The 17,208-nt window shown below is 70.6% G+C and carries 17 protein-coding genes; 6 read left to right on the forward strand and 11 right to left on the reverse strand.

Translation table 11 applies throughout. The annotated features are described in order from the left end of the window. Positions 1–16 precede the first annotated feature (16 nt). Positions 17–1,096: a mandelate racemase/muconate lactonizing enzyme family protein gene (locus tag ACQPYZ_RS21265; RefSeq protein ID WP_433158658.1), complete on the reverse strand. Its 1,080-nt coding sequence runs from the start codon at positions 1,094–1,096 to the stop codon at positions 17–19. A gap of 83 nt (positions 1,097–1,179) precedes the next feature. Between ACQPYZ_RS21265 and ACQPYZ_RS21270 the strand changes: the two genes are divergently transcribed. From ACQPYZ_RS21270 to ACQPYZ_RS21280, 3 genes are all read left to right on the forward strand, one after another. After that, positions 1,180–2,691, forward strand: a complete 1,512-nt coding sequence (locus ACQPYZ_RS21270) for a hypothetical protein (protein WP_433158661.1) — start codon at positions 1,180–1,182, stop codon at positions 2,689–2,691. Between the two features lie 72 nt (positions 2,692–2,763). Beyond that, positions 2,764–3,723, forward strand: coding sequence for an ATP-binding cassette domain-containing protein (locus ACQPYZ_RS21275; RefSeq protein ID WP_433158664.1), 960 nt, complete (start codon positions 2,764–2,766; stop codon positions 3,721–3,723). Continuing rightward, positions 3,720–4,496 (forward strand): ABC transporter permease, encoded by a 777-nt coding sequence (locus tag ACQPYZ_RS21280; RefSeq protein WP_433158667.1) that lies wholly within the window; start codon positions 3,720–3,722, stop codon positions 4,494–4,496. The genes ACQPYZ_RS21275 and ACQPYZ_RS21280 overlap by 4 nt, the downstream gene beginning before the upstream one ends. Positions 4,497–4,499: 3 nt before the next feature. Here ACQPYZ_RS21280 and ACQPYZ_RS21285 read toward each other — a convergent pair whose 3' ends face one another. Together ACQPYZ_RS21285 and ACQPYZ_RS21290 are read right to left on the reverse strand one after the other, a co-directional pair. Further along, positions 4,500–5,792 (reverse strand): BNR-4 repeat-containing protein, encoded by a 1,293-nt coding sequence (locus tag ACQPYZ_RS21285; protein ID WP_433158670.1) that lies wholly within the window; start codon positions 5,790–5,792, stop codon positions 4,500–4,502. A 39-nt stretch (positions 5,793–5,831) separates the two neighbouring features. Then, positions 5,832–6,920, reverse strand: coding sequence for a serine hydrolase domain-containing protein (locus ACQPYZ_RS21290; RefSeq protein WP_433158673.1), 1,089 nt, complete (start codon positions 6,918–6,920; stop codon positions 5,832–5,834). Positions 6,921–7,000: 80 nt separating this feature from the next. Between ACQPYZ_RS21290 and ACQPYZ_RS21295 the strand changes: the two genes are divergently transcribed. Further along, a complete protein-coding gene (locus ACQPYZ_RS21295; protein WP_433158676.1) occupies positions 7,001–7,582 on the forward strand; it encodes a TetR/AcrR family transcriptional regulator in 582 nt (193 codons plus the stop codon). On the opposite strand, the gene ACQPYZ_RS21300 is transcribed toward ACQPYZ_RS21295, so the two are convergent. The 6 genes from ACQPYZ_RS21300 to ACQPYZ_RS21325 are packed head-to-tail and all read right to left on the reverse strand — an operon-like array spanning position 7,551 to position 12,935. After that, positions 7,551–8,684: an MFS transporter gene (locus ACQPYZ_RS21300; protein ID WP_433158679.1), complete on the reverse strand. Its 1,134-nt coding sequence runs from the start codon at positions 8,682–8,684 to the stop codon at positions 7,551–7,553. The two genes, ACQPYZ_RS21295 and ACQPYZ_RS21300, sit on opposite strands and share 32 nt — an antisense overlap. Before the next feature lie 35 nt (positions 8,685–8,719). After that, entirely contained in the window at positions 8,720–9,685 is a 966-nt protein-coding gene (locus tag ACQPYZ_RS21305) for a quinone oxidoreductase family protein (RefSeq protein ID WP_433158681.1), read from the reverse strand. A gap of 9 nt (positions 9,686–9,694) precedes the next feature. Further along, the gene (locus ACQPYZ_RS21310) at positions 9,695–10,054 is read right to left on the reverse strand and encodes a hypothetical protein (protein WP_433158684.1); all 360 of its coding nucleotides are present in this window, start codon (positions 10,052–10,054) and stop codon (positions 9,695–9,697) included. After that, complete coding sequence (locus tag ACQPYZ_RS21315; RefSeq protein ID WP_433158686.1) at positions 10,051–10,914, reverse strand: hypothetical protein; 864 nt, start codon at positions 10,912–10,914, stop codon at positions 10,051–10,053. The genes ACQPYZ_RS21310 and ACQPYZ_RS21315 overlap by 4 nt, the downstream gene beginning before the upstream one ends. 24 nt (positions 10,915–10,938) lie before the next feature. After that, positions 10,939–11,787, reverse strand: a complete 849-nt coding sequence (locus ACQPYZ_RS21320; protein WP_433158689.1) for a citryl-CoA lyase — start codon at positions 11,785–11,787, stop codon at positions 10,939–10,941. After that, positions 11,784–12,935, reverse strand: a complete 1,152-nt coding sequence (locus ACQPYZ_RS21325; RefSeq protein WP_433158692.1) for a CaiB/BaiF CoA transferase family protein — start codon at positions 12,933–12,935, stop codon at positions 11,784–11,786. Before ACQPYZ_RS21325 ends, ACQPYZ_RS21320 begins: the two co-directional genes overlap by 4 nt. 183 nt (positions 12,936–13,118) lie before the next feature. On the opposite strand from ACQPYZ_RS21325, the gene ACQPYZ_RS21330 reads away from it, so the two are divergent. Next, positions 13,119–14,591: an amidohydrolase family protein gene (locus ACQPYZ_RS21330; RefSeq protein WP_433158695.1), complete on the forward strand. Its 1,473-nt coding sequence runs from the start codon at positions 13,119–13,121 to the stop codon at positions 14,589–14,591. Positions 14,592–14,780: 189 nt separating this feature from the next. Beyond that, the gene (locus tag ACQPYZ_RS21335) at positions 14,781–15,629 is read left to right on the forward strand and encodes an IclR family transcriptional regulator domain-containing protein (protein WP_433158697.1); all 849 of its coding nucleotides are present in this window, start codon (positions 14,781–14,783) and stop codon (positions 15,627–15,629) included. On the opposite strand, the gene ACQPYZ_RS21340 is transcribed toward ACQPYZ_RS21335, so the two are convergent. Together ACQPYZ_RS21340 and ACQPYZ_RS21345 are read right to left on the reverse strand one after the other, a co-directional pair. After that, complete coding sequence (locus ACQPYZ_RS21340; RefSeq protein WP_433158700.1) at positions 15,529–16,077, reverse strand: DUF4386 family protein; 549 nt, start codon at positions 16,075–16,077, stop codon at positions 15,529–15,531. The two genes, ACQPYZ_RS21335 and ACQPYZ_RS21340, sit on opposite strands and share 101 nt — an antisense overlap. Beyond that, positions 16,074–16,667, reverse strand: a complete 594-nt coding sequence (locus ACQPYZ_RS21345; RefSeq protein ID WP_433158703.1) for a DUF4386 domain-containing protein — start codon at positions 16,665–16,667, stop codon at positions 16,074–16,076. Before ACQPYZ_RS21345 ends, ACQPYZ_RS21340 begins: the two co-directional genes overlap by 4 nt. Positions 16,668–17,208: the final 541 nt, after the last annotated feature.

A 17,208-nucleotide genomic window follows, 5' to 3' on the forward strand; every position in this document is an offset into this window, starting at 1 on the left:
GGTGAACTCCCGGGAACTACCCGGCCAAGTCGATCCCGAACCCGGGGCGGTCGGACAGCGTGAGATGACCGTCGTCCAGCCGGAAGCCGTCACCGTCGACGCCGAGGATGCGACCGGGGACGCCTTCGATGATGGCGACGTTCCCCAGGCCGGCCGCGATGTGGGCGGCGTACACGGTCTTGAGCGGCGCGCCCCAAGCGTGCGGCGACGCCTCGGCGCCGGCGGCCTGTAGTTGCGGCATGAACCGCCGCCATGCGGTGAAACCGAAGCCGACGCCGTCCATCAGCGCGACGTCGATCAGACCGGCCTGCGCGAGCCGCAGGATGTAGCCGGCGTCCGGGTCGAACTCGCCGTCGGCGATCCGCGGCTGCCAGGGCAGCGTGGCGAGGTGGCTGCGGAGGAACTCGAGGTCCTCACGCCGCTCGGCGTACACCTCCTCGAGCCAGTAGAGCCGGCAGTCCGAGACGGCCGCGAGGTACTCGGTCAGTGCGTTCACCGAGAAGCCGTCGTTCGGGTCGACCAGGATCTCCGCGTCCGGGTAGAGCTCGCGGGCGAGCCGGGTCACCTCGATGTCGCGCTCGAGGCCGGCCTGGTACGGCATCCAGCGGTAGCCGCGGCCGAGCTTCAGCTTGAAGTCCCGGAAGCCGAACGCGTGGTCCTGCGCCAGGTTCTGCTTGATCGCGGTCAGCCCGGCCGGTGCGGCCTCCGGGTCGAGGTCGTCCAGGTAAATCCCGCCGCTGTAGCACCGCACCCGCGGTGACCCCGCGGCCCCGATCATCGCGTACACCGGTACGTCGAGGATCCGCGCCGCCAGGTCGTGCAACGGATAGTCCAGGAACAGAGCCCGCGCGTCGATCACCCCGGCGTCCGGGTCGATCAACTCGGCGACGGACCGTCCGATCACCGCGTCCGGATCGCCCACGGACAGCGGCAGTCCCCATCCGCTCGCGCCCCGGTCGGTCTCGACCACGTACGCCGTCTCCGCGCCGCCCCGCCCGTGATGCCCCCGGAACGAGTTCCGCCCCACCTCCCGGAGGTACTCCGACCCCACCTGAACAGTCCGGACCCCAGTCACCACATGCCGGGAAAGGCTCATCAGTCCTCCGCAGTCAGCCGCGAGCGATCACCTCTGACCCTACGGGGCGGGATGCTGTGGACGCTGACGAACTGGAGGGTCGGATGTCGGACTGGTACACCGAGCGGCGGCAGAACCAGGAGCTCGAGGAGCTTCGCAGTGAGATGTCGGTGGCGATGTCGGAGGCGTCCAGCCTGCGGTCGCGGGTGTCGCAGCTGCAGGGCAGTCTCGACTCGCGGCTGCGGCAGTTGACCGACGCGTTCGACGCCTTCGTAGAGCTGTCCGACATCCGGTACGAGCTGATCGGCTTCGCCGACGCGGCCGAGGTACGGCGGCATGCCGGCCAGGTGCTGACCGCCCTCGCGTCCGCGAAGCAGCCGCCCGCGGCCGGTGCCGACGTCCCCGGCTACTGGTTGCATCCCGCGGTCGCGGCGATCCACGACCTGACCCCCGAGACGACCGAGCTGCCCCCGGGACAGTTGTCCCAGGCAATGACTCTCGACGAGACCCGGACGGCGACGTTCCTCTGCCTGGCGCTGGCGGCCCTGGGTCGTCGCGACCTCGTCCGCACCACCTGGCTGGAGACCGCCTTCGGTACGCCGGCCGACGGCAAGGTCACCCGGGTGCAGCGGGCCCTGTGGTCCACCGGAGCCCGGGGTGGGCTCGGCGCGGACGGGCTGACGCTGGTCGTCGAGCGGCTGCGGGAACACGTGAAGGGCCTGAGGTGGCTGGAGTCCGTCGTCAGCCGGGCCCGGCCGGGGACGCTCACCGGCCCGGACTTCCAGGAGATCGCCACCGCCCGGAACGCCCGCGCCCGGCTCAGCCAGCTCCGCGCCGCGGTCGAGACGATCGCCGGCCACACCGCCGTCCGCGAACCCGACAGCGAGCTCGCGTACGGCGAACCCGACCCGGACAGCGCGTCCGCCGTCCTGCGGATGCTGATCTCCGAAGGCAGCGAGCCCGAACGCGAGCCGCTGGCCCGGGTCGCCGAGCTGCGCAGCCGGATCACCAACAGCAGCGCCGCCTCGACCGGCGCGATCACGGACCAGGTCGACACGATCGAGAACCTGCTGCGCGCCGACCTGCGGCGGGACGACGAGCCGCACCTGTCGGCGACCGCTCTGCGGGTGGTGGCGGCCGACGTACTGCCCGAGGCGGAGGAGCTCGCGCGGACCGCGAACGCGCTCACCCCGACCGAGGTCGTCTGCAACTACGGCCGCCGGCAGATCACCGTGCGCCCGGACGGTCCGGACGCCCGGTCGATGGCGGCCGCGGTCGACAGCATCAAGGCCGAGGCTCCCCCGCTGACCGTGCGCGCGCTCGGCGGACCGATCGCGATCGCCGCGACCGGGCTGGTGGTCGGGGTCGGCCTCGGCTTCGTGCACTGGTTCTGGATTGTCGTCGGGCTGGCCGTCCTCGGGATCGCGGCCTACCGGTACTCGCGGGCGCGGACGCGGGCCGCCCAGGACCGGGCCGACGTGGCGAACCAGCTCGTCGGGCTGGAGGAGGCGACCGCTGAGTCGGTCGCGGCGCTGGCGTCGTACAAGGCGGACGCCCGCGATCGCGAGACCGCGGTCACCGCCGACCTGGACGCGATCCGCAAGCAGTTGGCTTAGGCAACCGACGTTGACGAGGTGCTGATCGAGTAGTCGACTGGGAGGCCACACCGAGCTGGGAGGGCGCGGCGGATGGACCACTCGATCTGGGCGGAAGGTCTGACCAAGCGGTTCGGCGAGACGCAGGCACTGGCCGGCGTGGATCTCGCCGTACCGACCGGCAGCGTGCTGGGCCTCCTCGGCCCGAACGGCGCGGGGAAGACCACGGCCGTGCGTGTGCTGGCGACCCTGCTGCGACCGGACGCGGGCCGGGCCACCGTCGGCGGGTACGACGTCCTCGAGCAGGCACACCAGGTCCGGCAGCTGATCGGGCTGACCGGCCAGTACGCCGCCGTCGACGAGAACCTCACCGGCACCGAGAACCTGCTGCTGATCGGCCGCCTACTCGGTCAGTCCAGGCGGGATGCCCGGCACCGCGCCGCCGAGCTGCTCGAGGATTTCGGCCTCTCCGACGCCGCCGACCGGGCCGCGAAGACGTACTCCGGCGGCATGCGGCGCCGCCTCGACCTGGCCGCCAGCCTGGTCGGCCGGCCACAGATCCTCTTCCTCGACGAGCCGACGACCGGGCTCGACCCGCGTGCCCGCCTGGAGCTCTGGAACCTCGTCCGCGACCTCGTCCGCGGCGGATCCACGGTCCTGCTGACCACGCAGTACCTCGACGAGGCCGACGCGCTGGCCGACAACATCGCCGTCATCGACCACGGCCGGCTGATCGCGACCGGTACACCGGACGAGCTGAAGGCCAAGGCCGGTGCCCAGTCGCTCGCGGTCCGACCGGCCGACTCGTCGGACCTGCCCACGGTCATCGCGGTCGTCGGCGAGCTGGCCCAGGCCGAGCCGGAGGTCGAGCGCGACCAGGTGACCGCTCCGGTGACGGACCCGGCCGTGCTCCCGGCCGTCGTACGGCGGCTGGACGACGCGGGCGTGGTGATCAACACGCTCACACTGCGCGGCGCCAGCCTGAACGAGGTCTTCCTCTCGCTCACCGGCCACGCCGCGGAGGAAGCGGCCGACGAGGAGGTGCGGGCATGAACACGCGCGTCACCCCGGTGCAGGGGTTGCGGCAGTCGGCCACGCTGGCGTGGCGGACGATCGTGCAGATCAAGCACAACCCGTGGGAGCTGGGCGACTACAGCTTCCAGCCGATCCTGTTCGTCGTGCTGTTCACCTACGTGTTCGGCGGCGCGATCTCCGGCAGCACCGACGAGTACCTGCGGTTCACGCTGCCCGGGATCATCGTGATGAACATGTTCTTCGTCGCGATGTACGTCGGCACCGGCCTGAACTCCGACCTCACCAAGGGCGTGTTCGACCGGCTGCGGTCGCTGCCGATCGCCCGCTGGGCGCCGCTGGCCGGCCGGATCGCGGCCGACCTGGTCAAGCACGCCTGGTCGGTGTTCCTGCTGCTCGCCGTCGGCTACCTGCTCGGCTTCCGGGTGGAGACGTCGTTCCTGCGGCTGCTCGCGATGGTCGGCCTGGTGCTGTTCTTCGCGCTGGCGTTCTCCTGGATCTCGGTGCTGATCGGGGTGCTCGCGCGCGACCCGGAGCAGGTGCAGATCTTCGGCTACACGGTGCTCTTCCCGGTGACCTTCGTCAGCAACGTGTTCGTGCCGACCGAGACGATGCCGGGCTGGCTCCGCCCGATCGTCGAGGCCAACCCGGTGACGATCCTGTCCGACGCGGCCCGCGGCCTGCTCATCGGCGGCCCGGTCGCGGAGCCGGTCGCCTGGACCCTGCTCTGGGCCGGCGGGATCCTGCTCGTCTTCGCGCCGCTGTCCGTCTACGCCCTGCAACGCAAGGTCTGACGGTCACTCCCGCGGCCGGTCGAGCAGGACGACCTCGCAGTCGTAGTGCTGGGAGGCGGTCATCTCGCCGCGGAACCAGAGCAGCGGGACGCGATCCGGGTCCCCGGGCGCGACGATCGGCCGGAGGTTGTCGGCGGCGGAGTTCTCGGTCACCGGCGTCCACGTCGTCCCGCTGCCGTTGACGCGGGCGTGGAAGATCTCGCGGTGGGCGAGCTCCGTGCCGTCACGCGGGTCGATCGGCGTCGAGACGTAGAGCGACTCCACGTCGTACGGGTCGATCGCGACCAGACCGGTGTAGTCCTGCTCGTGCGGCAGCAGACCCGGTCCGGCCTTCGCCAGTTGCCGGACGTCCCACTCGCCGCCGGGCACGAGGCGCGCGTAGAAGTAGCGGTGGTCGAGGACGTTGCGCCGCCGCGCGAACGCGTCCTCGGGCTGGTCCGGTGTGTCCTGCCGGGCGAGCAGGACCGCCGCCACCGTGCCGTCGTCCGCCCGCCGGATGTCGATCGTCCAGCAGTGCGTCATCGGCTCGCCGTCCCAGACCGATCCGGCCTCGAGCACGGTGGTGAGCTCCACCTGGGACGGCGCCTCGCCCTTGAGCGCGACCGGGTCCACGACGGTCCCGTCCGACCGATGCAGGGCACCGCCCTCGAGGTAGCCGTGGTAGATCGAGTTGTCGTAGTCGCGCGGGTGGTGGTCGGTCGTCACCAGATCGACCCGCGTCGGCGTCGAGACGTACCGCGTGTAGCCGTTGACGTAGCCGACCTTCGGCCGGGTGAACAGCTTGCCGGCGTACGTCCAGCTGTCGCCGTGGTCGTCGGAGACCAGCGCGCACGGGTCGTCGTTGACCGCGCGGGCGAAGCAGTACAGCCGGCCGTCGAGCTCGTGCAGGTTCGAGTACGTCACCCCACGGCCGCCGGTGAACTCGCTCCAGTCGAACGTCCGCACCGGACCCCACGTCCGCGGATCCCCGGGCTCGCTCACCCGCCAACGGGTCAGGTCGTCCGTCTTGTGCTTCGTGTACACCGCCAGCCATCGCCCGTCCGGCCGCCGCCACAACGCCGGTACGTCGTGGTCGTCCGCCTCGAACCGTTCGTCGAGTACGACGACCTCGCTCGCGCCGGACCGCAGGTCGACGACCGTCAGCTCGACGTTCCCGGACCGCTCCGCACCACCCGGACCTTCGGGCGCCGCGATCGACCCGACCACCAGCGTCTGGCTGTCGGGGTCGACCAGCGCCCGCTCGTCCTGGAACCAGCACCAAGCACCGTTGTCATTGATCACCAAAGGCTCACGCATGGGCCCCCAGTCTGCCAGCAAGCGCTTACCAAGACGACTTCACCCGGCGTTTTCCAGGGCGGTCAGGAGGTCGAGCGGCCGCTCGTCGGGTGCCGCACGGACCTCGTTCATCAGATAGGAGAAGGCGATTCTCCGGCTCGGCCAGGCACCGTGCCGGGAGCCGCCGGCGCCGCCGTGCCCGAACGAGTCACCGGGTCGTCCGAGATGGCCCGACGGGACGTGCAGCTCGAAGCCGGCGCCGTACGCGATCTCGCCTCCCCAGGTCGGTTCGATGCCCCGGCGGAGCTCGCGCCGGCCGAGCTCGACCGTCTCCGGAGCCAGCACGCCCCCGCCGAGCAGTGAGGAGTAGAAGCGCGCCATGCCGCGAGCCGTCGCGAATCCGCCGACCGCGGCCAGACCGGCGGCGCGGTACTCGGTGCTGTTCCAGATCTTCTCCGCACCGGGCACCCAGAGCGGGTTCCGGTTGAGCCGGAGCAGTGCATCGGTCTGCGGCTCATCCACGAGTACGCCGTCCGGTGCGACCATCGTCGTCGCCCGCCGGTGCAGCTCGTCCGGGAGGCCGATCCACACCTCCAGGTCGAGCGGGGCCGCGAACTCGTCGGCGAAGAACCGGCCCGCGGTCCGACCGTCCACCCGCCGGATCAGCTCGTCGAGCAGCCAGCCCCAGGTGATCGCGTGGTACATGAACCCGGCCCGCGGGTCGGTCGCCGGCGCCTGCGCGGCGAGCTGGGCGGCCATGACGTCGTGGTCGAGCAGGTCGGCGTACCCGGTCTCGACCCAGGGCAGCCGAGCCTGGTGGGACAGCACCTCGGCGACCGAGGTCGCGTCGGACCTGAACTCCGGCCAGTAGCGTCCCAGCGGATCGTCGAGCGACAGCACTCCCCGTTGCACCAGCAGCAGGACGCACGCAGACACGAGTCCCTTGGTGCCCGAGAACATCAGCTGGATCGCGTCCCGCTCCCACGGACGCCCGGTGTCGCGATCGGCGACGCCACCCCACAGATCGACCACCAGCTCGCCGTCCCGGTACGCCGCGAACGCCGCGCCGAGCTCGCCGCGCTCGGCGAAGTTCCGCGCGAACGCCGCGGCCACACCCTCGAATCCCGTTGCCGTCCATCCGTTGACCATGGCCGAGATGGTACCGATCGGTTTTATTTGGCGCCAGCACATGACACCGATCGGTACTATGAGTGCCGGAGGTGGTGGACATGCCGGTCAAGGCGGGCGAGCGACTGGATCCCGAGGCGACCCGGGCGCGGATCCTGGCGGCCGCGTCGGACGTCTTCCTGCGGCGGGGAATCCATGCCGTCGGGATCAACGAGGTCGCCGAGGCGGCCGGTGCCTCGAAGCTCACCATCTACCGCAACTTCGGCTCCAAGGAGGGCCTGGTCGAGGCCGTGCTGACCGACCGCACCCGGCGGGTCCGCGCCTGGCACGAGCAGGCGGTCGAGCAGGGCGGGTCCGGGCGCGAGCGGATCCTGGCCGTCTTCGACCTCGTCGCGACCTGGTACGCCGAGGCCGGATTCCGGGGCTGCGCGATGATGAACGCGGCGACCGAGGATCGCGGTCATGACGGCGCGCCCCGGCGGCTCGCCCAGGACCATCTGAACTTCTACCGCGACCTGTTCGGCCGGCTGCTGACCGAGGCCGGAGCACGCGACCCCGCGACCACGGCCCGCCAGCTGGTCGTCGTCCTCGAAGGCGCCACCGTGATCAGTGCGGTCGACCGGGACCCGGGGCTCGGCGCGGAGGCACGGGTCATCGTGGAGACCCTGCTCGACGCGGCCTGAGGAACACCAGGCACACGGTCAGACACACCGCACCGGCGCCCGCGGCACCGAAGAACGCGGCCGGGAATCCGTGGCGTTCCGCGACGAGTCCACCGAGTGGGCCTGCGGCCAGCACGCCGAGATCCCAGCACGACGTCAGCACCCCCGTCGACAACCCGGGCCGCAACCCGCCGACACGGTCGAGCGTCAGCGACACGCAGGCCGGATAGACGAGCGCCAGCCCCACCCCGGCCAGGGCGGTGAAGAGCAACGAGGCCACCGGACCACCGGCGGTGGCGATACCGGCCAAGGCCACGACTTCCAGCGTGATCGTCGACGCCGCCACCGCGCGGCCGCCGTACCGGTCGACCAGCGGACTGCCGGCGAACCGGGCCACCAGGAACGCCGCGGCGAACACGCCGAGCGCGTAGCCGTCGACGCCGATCCCGTCCGCGCGCAACCGCAGGACCAGCAACGCCGCGATCGTGCCGTAGCAGTACGCCGCCAGTCCTATGGTTGCTCCGGGCAACGGTACGCCGGCCGGCAGCAGGTCCCGCAGACCCCGGATCCGGGTCGGCGGACCGGTCCGGGTGGAATCCGCCCGGGTCGTCAGCACGAGCACCGTCGACGCGACCGCCAGGCCGACGACCGTCCACCAGACCCGGTCGCCGACAAGGGACGCGACCACCGGCCCACCGGCCAGACCGCCCCACATCGACAGTCCGAACCAACCCGCGGCCCGGCCGCGCTGCGCGACTCGCGTCCCGGCCAGCACCCACGGCAAAGCGGCCGAGAACAAGGCCGCCTCACCAGCTCCCATCACCAGTCGAGCCACGAACAGCGATCCGAGATTCGGCGCCACCAGCTGCCCGAGGCCGCCGATCGCAGTCAGCACTCCCCCGGCCAGTACGACGGGACGCGACCAGCCGCCGTCCGCCAGTCGGCCCGCGAACGGCCGGGCACACGCGGTGGCAAGGAAGGCGATCCCCACCGCGGTCCCGCCGGCCAGCGCGCCGCCGCCGTACTTCTCCGCCACGTGTGTCGGCAGCGCCTGCAGCGTGGCGCCGAAGGCGAGGTATCCACACAGCACCGCCACCCACAACCGCCGGACCGGAACAGCCATGGACTAGATGATACCGATCGGTGTTATCTGGTCTGCTAGAGGGTGAGGACGAGGCGGCCGGTGGTGTCGCCCTTGGACTGGCGGGCCCACGCGGCGGTGATGCCGGGCAGCGGGACCGTTTCATGAGCGACGGTGATCTCGCCGGCGGCGGCGTGCCGGAGGACGGCGGTCAGCGCGTCGCGCCGCTGGTCGGACGTGATCGCGTTGTTGGTGTAGCCGAGGATGCTCGCGGACCGGCTGCGGAGGATCGCCGACGAGAACGTCGCCTCGTCCCCCGATGCACCGCCGAGATTCACCAGCCGGCCACCCGGCGCGAGCAGTCGAGCGGCCGCGGACGCGAGCTCGCCGAAGACCGGATCCACCACCACGTCCACCGCACCACCCGTTGCCTCAGTCAACTGTTTGGCGAAGTCCTCGGCAGCCACGGTGACTACCTCGTCCGCCCCCGCCGCGAGCGCCCGGCCGCGGGCCTCCTCGGAGCGGCAGACGGCGACGACCCGGCTCGCTCCGAGCACTCGCGCCGTACCGATCGCGGCCTGCCCGACCGCTCCCCCGCCACCCAGCACCAACACCCGCTCCCCCGGCTGAAGCTGCGCCCGCCAGGTCAACACCATCCACGCAGCCACGCCGGACAAACCGATCGCCGCCACCGCCGCGTCGGGCACTGGCGTGTCGAGAACCACCAGATCCTCGTCCGGCACCGCACACCGCTCGGCGAAGCTCCCGTCACCCGGCGCCATCCCCGCCGACGTCGCGAAGAACACCTTCGTCCCCAGCGCCACCACCGCCGACTCCTCCACCACCCCGACCCCTTGTACTCCGGGCACGTACGGCACCGCGGGCGCACCGAAGTACGACGTACCCGAAGCACACAACAGATCGAGCGGTACGACGGGAGCGGCCGTCACGCGAACGATCGACTCCCCCTCGGCCGGCACGGGATCCGGACGTTCACCGTGAGCCGGCGCCTCACCGTGGACATGGACTACGGCTGCTTGCACGCCAATCTCCTACGTCGCGATGTCCGGATACGGCAGCGTCAGGTGCTGGAGCGCCTTGCCGTAGGCCTTCTGGTACTCCAGCGGACCGTGGTCGCGCTCGAACATCGCGATGAACAACGTCAACGTGAGGAACGGATGCGCGCCCATCCGGAACAGCGTCACGTGGTCCTGCGCGACCAGCGCCTGCCGCTCCTCGTCCGTGAACGCCAGCCAGGTCGACCGCTCGCCGGAGGTGCAGTTGAGGATCCGGTTCGCCAGCTCCTCCTCCCACCACGCGACCGTGCCCGCGGCGTCCTCGCGGTACCGCTCGACCAACTCCGGATCGCGGTCGATCGTGAACAAGAACTTGTCCAACAGGTACTTACTCATGCCGGCACCCCGTTCGGATACCAGGTGAAGTACGCCTCCATGGTGTGGAAGAGGTCGAGCGAGTCGACGTGGTCGGCCTTCTCGCCCGCGCCGGCCACACCCATCATCAGCATGAAGTCCATGAACCCGTGGGTCGCGTTCCCGGGCAGGTGCAGGCTGTCCAGCGTCACCTCGGCCAGGCAGCCGTCGATGTCGCCACTGGCGATCCACTCGATCGCCTTCCGGTCGAACTCCGGATCGGGGCCGTGGGCACCGAACTGGCGCGGCCCGCCGAGCTCGAGCGAGAGGTGACCGGTGCCGATGATCGCCACCCGCTTGTCGTCCGGCCAGGACTCGACCAGCCGCCGGATCGTCCGCCCCAGCTCGACGAACCGCTTCGGCCGCGGCAGCGGCGGCGCGAAGATGTTGGTGTAGATCGGCACGATCGGCAGGTCCGCCTCCGGCCGGAGCGTGATGATCGGGCAGGTGATGCTGTGGTCGATCCGCAGTTCGTTGCTGAAGGCAAGGTCGAAGTCGGCGTCCAGCCCGTTCCGCAGGATGTGCGCGGCCAGCCGCTCCTCCCCCGCCAGCGTCATCCGCGGCAACCCGAACTCGCGCTCCTCGTTGTACCAGTTCGCATCGAAGTACGGCGCCTTGCCGACCAGGAACTGCGGCATGTTGTCCAGCCAGAGCTGGTGGAAGTGGTCGCTGCCGACCATCACCAGGATGTCCGGCCGGGCCTTGGTCAGGGTCTCCCGGAAGGCCTCGATCTTGGCCACCCACTCGTCGGCGAACGGCGGCCGGTCGGCGCCGGTCGCCGTACTCGCCCGGTAGTAGAACGGATGGTGGGTGGAGGCGATGACCGCAACCACGGTGGCCATGTGCTGCTCCCCTCGGCTCTGGTCTCAGGTCTGGGTCGGGTCGACGTAGACCGCGTTGCGGTCGACGGTGAGGTAGGTGTCCATGCCGATCGGGCGGCGGCGCTCCTCGGCGAGCTGACCGAGCAGGCCGGCCGCCCTGGCCAGCAAGGCGAATCCGCGGAGCAGCTCGACCGGCAGGCCCAGGTCGGCGAGCGCCGCACCGCAGACCCCGGCGCCGTTCAGCGGGAGCTTGCGGCCGAGCACCTGCTCGTGGGTCCGCCCGATGGCCTGGAACAGCTGCAGGTGTGGTCCCAGGAGGCCTTCCTCCGTGGCGATCCCGATCAGCACCGGCGTGCGTGGGTCCTGCACCTTGTGCACCGGGTGCCCGAGACCCGGGACGTACCTGCCCGCCGCCTTCGCCTCCCGCACAACCTCCAGCGCCAGCGCGTCCCAGCCGTCCTCATCGGTCGGCAGCCCACGCCCCGCACGAGCCTCATCGCTTGGCAACTCGCGCCCCGCGAGGGCCTCGTCGGTCGGCAGGTCGCGCCGTGCGAGCGCCTCGTCGAGGAAGATCCCGCAGTCCTCGGTCACCCCGAGGAAGCGGGAGCCGCCGCCGAGCAGACCGGCGGCCAGCGCGCCCTGCAGGGAGTCGGGCGCGGAGAGGTAGGTCAGCCGCGCGGCGATCGCCGTCGGCGTGAACCCGTGATCGGCCAGCGCGACCAGCACCGCCTCGAAGAGTCTCGTCTCGGACGGCGTCGGCCGGCGCAGCGCGACCAGCCAGAACGCGAGCTCGCCGAACCCGACCTTGCCCATCAGGTCGGCGGTGAGGTCCTGGCCGAGCAACCGGATCTCGTCCGCGGTCGACGTACCGAGTGAGGTCGGGAAGCTCGTCATGCCGAACGCTCCTCGTCGGTCAGCCAGCGGCGCAGCTCGGCGCCGTGCTCGTCCAGCTCCGGCGGCGGCAGCCGGTACGACGCCTGCGTCTCGGAGAAGGTGATCGGGTTGCGCACGGTCGGGATCGCTCCGAGCGTCACCACCGGGTCGAGCCCGATGTCCTCGGCGAACGCCACGCCGGCGTCGACGGTGTTGATCGGCCCGCACGGCACACCCGCGGCGATGATGTCGCCGAACCACTCCATCCGGGTGCGGGTCCGCAGCCGCTCGACCAGCAGCGGCCGCAGGTCCTCGCGGTTCGCGGTCCGCTTCTCGTTCTGGTCGAACCGCGGATCGTCGGCGAGCTCCGGCACGCCGAGCACCTCGGTGAGTTTGCGGAACTGGCCGTTGTTCCCGGCCGTGATGATCAGCTCGCCGTCGGAGCACGGCAAGGGTTCGTACGGGAACAGGCTCGGATGGCTGTTGCCCATCCGCAGCGGTACGACGCCGCCGGCGACGTACGCGCTCGACTGGTTGACCAGCCCGGACAGCGCCGACGACAGCAGATTCACCTCGACGTGCTGACCGCGGCCCGACTCGTGGCGAGCGTTGAGCCCGGACAGTACGCCGATCGTCGCGTGCAGCCCGGCCATCACGTCGAACACCGAGATGCCGGCCCGGAACGGCTCGCCGTCCGGGTCACCGGTCAGACTCATCAACCCGGAGATCGCCTGGACGATCAGGTCGTACCCGGGCAGCGCCGCCCCCTTCGGCCCGCTGCCGAAACCGCTGATCGACGCGTACACCACCCGCGGGTTGGTCGCCGCGACCGAGTCGTAGTCCAGCCCGAACCGCGCCAGCCCACCCGGCCGGAAGTTCTCCAGCAGAACGTCGGCCCGCCGCGCCAGCTCCCGCGCGACCGCCACGTCCTTCGGGTCCTTGAGGTCGAGCGCGATCGACCGCTTGTTCCGGTTCACCGCGAGGTAGTACGTCGAGATGCCGTCGCGGACCGGCGGCTGCCACGACCGGGTGTCGTCGCCGCCCGGGGCCTCGACCTTGACCACCTCGGCACCGAGGTCGGCCAGCAGCATGGTCGCGTACGGCCCGGCCAGGATGCGGGAGAAGTCGGCGACCAGCAGGCCGGCCAGCGGACCTCGAGCATCGGGCACGAACCTGCTCCCTTCGGACATCTGTCCGCAAACGCACTGTTGCCCCAGTCTCGGAGCGCACCCGGCACCTGTCAAGCGTCGATGGTTGAACTCTTGACACCGACCAGACCCGCTCGGATAGTGACGCTATCGCCGTGGTGACCGGCATACGGACGTATGTCCGGCACGACTCTGGAGGGGATCATGACCACTGCCGAGACGCCGGTGCCGGGCCGGCCGGTGCTGCTGCGCGGCGGGACCGTATTGACCATGGACGACAACCACACCGTGGTGACCGAGGGCGACGTACTGGTCGTGGACGACCGGATTGAGGCCGTCGGTGCGGCCCTCGACGCGCCCGAGGGCACGCAGGAGATCGACGCCCGGGGCGGGATCGTGATGCCCGGGATGATCGACACCCACCGGCACATGTGGCAGACGGCGATGCGCGCGTACGGCGCCGACTGGACGCTGACGCAGTACTTCGTCTGGTACTACCTCGAGCACGGCAAGACCTTCCGGCCCGAGGACATCCACGCCGGCAACCTGACGTCGGCCTGGGAGTCGCTCGAGGCCGGGGTCACCACCACGGTCGACTGGTCGCACGGCCTGCAGTCCGTCGACCACGCCGAGGCCGCCGCGGACGCCCTCCGGTCCGTCCCCGGCCGGTTCGTCCTTGCCTATGGCAACATCCAAGCCGGGCCGTGGGAATGGACCGCCGACCCGTCCGTGCGCTCCTTCCTGGAGCGGCTGCGGGACGACGACCGGCTCGGGCTGCAACTCGCCTTCGACGTCACCGGCGACCCGTCGTTCCCGGAGCGGGCAGCGTTCGAGGTGGCCCGCGAACTCGGGCTGGGCGTAACCACGCACGCCGGCGTGTGGGGCGCGACCAACGACGACGGCATCCGGCTGATGCACGAGAACGGGTTCATGACCCCGCAGAACATCTACGTGCACGCGGCCACGCTGACCGAGGACTCGTACCAGCGGATCGCCGCGACCGGCGGGTCGGTGTCGGTCTCCACGGAGTCCGAGCAGAGCGCCGGCCAGGGCTATCCGCCCACCTGGCAGGTCCGCAAGTACGGGATCCCGGTGTCGCTGTCGATGGACACCAGCGTGTGGTGGAGCGGCGATCTGTTCACCGCGATGCGGACGACGCTCGGCGCCGACCGGGCCCGTGAGCACCTCGAGGCCCACGCGAAGGGCGACACCGTGACCCACAGCCACCTGCGCGCCGAGCACGTGGTCGACTGGGCGACCCGAGGCGGCGCCCGCGCAATCGGGCGGGACGACCTCGGCAGCCTCGAGCCGGGCAAGAAGGCCGACGTCGTGCTGATCAAGAACGACTCCTCGCCGGTGTCGTTCCCGCTGGTCAATCCCTACGGTCACGTGGCGTTCCAGGCGCAGCGCGGCGATGTCCACACCGTGCTGGTCGACGGGCAGGTGGTGAAGTACGCGAACCGGCTGACCGGCGTCGACCTTCCCGCCGTACGCCGGGCGGTCGAGGCGACCGTGGATTATCTGCGCGGGGCGCTCGGCGACGAGGCGTGGGCCGGCGGGATGAACCCGGACCTGCCGAAGGACGAGGTGCTCGACAATCCGTACCAGTACACCGAGTACAAGTCCGAGTCGACGCGAGAGGCGCGCGGCACGATCTTCGGCGACCCAGGCTCGTGAGCCCGAGCCACGATCTCCGGCGCGGGCTTGTGAGGCCGCGGTCCGACCTCGGCGGACTCGTGGGTCCGCGGTACGGGCCTGAGTCGTGCTCGCGGGACGTGCGGGGCATCGTGGGCGAGCCGGGGTCGTGGCGCGGGCGGGCGTCGTAGGCTCGTCGGCGAGCGGACGTCGTACGGAAGGCAGGAACTGATGGCAGGACGCGGCGCAGGCCCGGACTTCGTCGAGTCGCTGGCGCGCGGGCTGGACGTGCTCGCCTGCTTCGACGCCGACCACCGGACCATGTCGCTGTCCGAGGTGGCAACCGCGGCCGGCCTCGCCCGCCCGACCGCGCGCCGCCTCCTGCTGACACTGGAAGAGCTCGGTTTCGTACGCTCCACCGACGGCTCCTTCCAGCTCACGCCGAAGGTGCTCACCCTCGGCATGGCGTACGTCGGCGCGCTCGGACTCTGGGACATCGCCCGCCCGCATCTCGAAACCCTGGTCGGCCGGACCGGGGAGTCGTCCTCGATGGCGCAGCTCGACGGCTCCGACATCGTGTACGTCGCCCGCGTGTCGGTACCGAAGATCATCGCGCTCCGGGTCGACATCGGCACCCGGTTCCCGGCCGCGCAGACCTCACAAGGCAAGGTCCTGCTCGCGGCCCTCTCCCCGGCCGAACTCGCGGATACGCTCGCGCAACCCAGTCGCGCTGGGCTTCCGCCGTACATCGGCCGAACGGCTGAGCAACTACGCGACGAACTGACCGAGATCCGCGCCCGCGGCTGGGCCCTCGCGGACGAGGAGCTCGCGCCAGGCGTACGCTCGGTCGCCGCCCCGGTCCGCGACGGCACCGGAACCGTCCGCGCCGCGATGAACGTCACCGTGCACGCGGCCGAGACGACCACCGAGAAACTCCTGCACGACTACCTGCCACTGCTCCTGCGCACCGCCGGCGACGTCAGCGCCGAATGGGCCCTGTGGCAATCTCGCCCTCATCACGAGGTGGGCCCGTCGTCGTCCCAGTCGTCGACCCCGTCGTCGTCGCAGTCGTCGGCTTGAAGCCGCGCGCGATCAGCAGCACGCCCAAGGCGAGCTCGAACAGGCCGCCGGGAATCGAGCACACGAGTCCCACGCCGTACCCTCCGAGTTCCAGAATCCCGCCGAGCACGAGTACGGCGTACCCAATCAGTCCCAGTTGGGCGAGCCGGCGAGGGACCAAGCGGTCCTGCAGCAACACCCGGCAGAACGGCAGGCTCCCCAACCCGAGGCCGATCATGGCAGGCCAGTACGCAACCTCACCGTTGCCGACAGCAAGCACCAGGCCCTCGAAGATCCTGGTCCCCAGGTAGGCGACCGCGACTCGTGGGTGCGACCGCCACAGCACCGGAAAGACCAGGACGCCGATCGCGATGACCGCGACCGAGTTGAGCAGCATCAGCGCGTCGACGCCGGAGCCGTAGAGGACGAAGGCGAGCAGGAAGAGTACGCCGACAACTCGTGACCTCATGGGATTCGCCTCAGCTGCCGGGCGCGGATCAGGAGCCAGATCGCGAGGAGAAGCTCGCCGAGGAACGTGTACGTCGACACGGTCAGCTCCACGGCGAAGAAGACGCCCATGCTGTCGACGACGTACCCGAGGCCGGCAACAGCAAGCAGAACACCCAACCAACTGGGCAGCAGGCTCGACCGGAACGCCAGGTAGCCGACGACCACCAGATGCGCGCCGAACAGCCCGAGCCCTGCCTTCCAAAGATCCGAGAACGCCTCGACATGCGCCAGCGCTTCGTCGTCCAGCATGCGAAGCGCCTCGAGCAGACTGCCCAACGCGACCATGAACACCCCCGCGTAGACCAGCCTGAACGCTGCCGCCAGCAAGGACATCGTCCGATCGACCTCGCTGAACACCCGATAGAGCGCCGCGGCAACCACCACATCCAGCACAACCACCAGGAACAGACTCGCCACCCCCGCCCGGAACAACCCCTCCGACCCCGCAATGTCCCGCGCCGTCCCCGCCGGGTCGCCCGCCGTCACCAACCCCTCAACAGCCACAAAGTTCCCGAACCCCGCCAGCACCGCCATCACCAACAACCCCACACCCCCAACCCCAGCCCACGCACGCATAGCCCTCACGTTCCCCTCCTGGTCTTCGTACTTAGTACGGCCAGAGTAACGTACTAAGTACGAAACCGCGACATGTCGCAGACCCCGCAGCTCCGGACCGCGCAGGCGGCAGCCCTCAAACTTCGTCAGCTCACCCCGGCACGGCGCACGTCCCGGGCACGGCCCGCCATCCGTCACGCGCCACCACCCAACGCCCGCCGTACGAGACCACCCCGGCCGCCCGCCGTACCCTCGTCAGCTCCCCCAGCACCCGTCGTCCATCGCCCACGACCCCGGCAGGCGCCATATGCCCACTGACCCGGCCTGCCATACGTCACACGCGCACACCCGACGCTCACCCCCGCCTCCCGACGGGACCGTGAACACCTGGCGGTGGCCTTGCACAGAAAATTCCATGTCCAAGCCCACCACAGGCTGTTCAAGGCCCCGACAAATCAACGGCGACCGTCGTACGACCGGACCACCCCGCCACCTGTCGTCCATCGCCGACCACCCGGCCAACGTCGTACGCCCG

This window comes from Kribbella sp. CA-247076 (assembly GCF_050942445.1).
Classification (GTDB): domain Bacteria; phylum Actinomycetota; class Actinomycetes; order Propionibacteriales; family Kribbellaceae; genus Kribbella.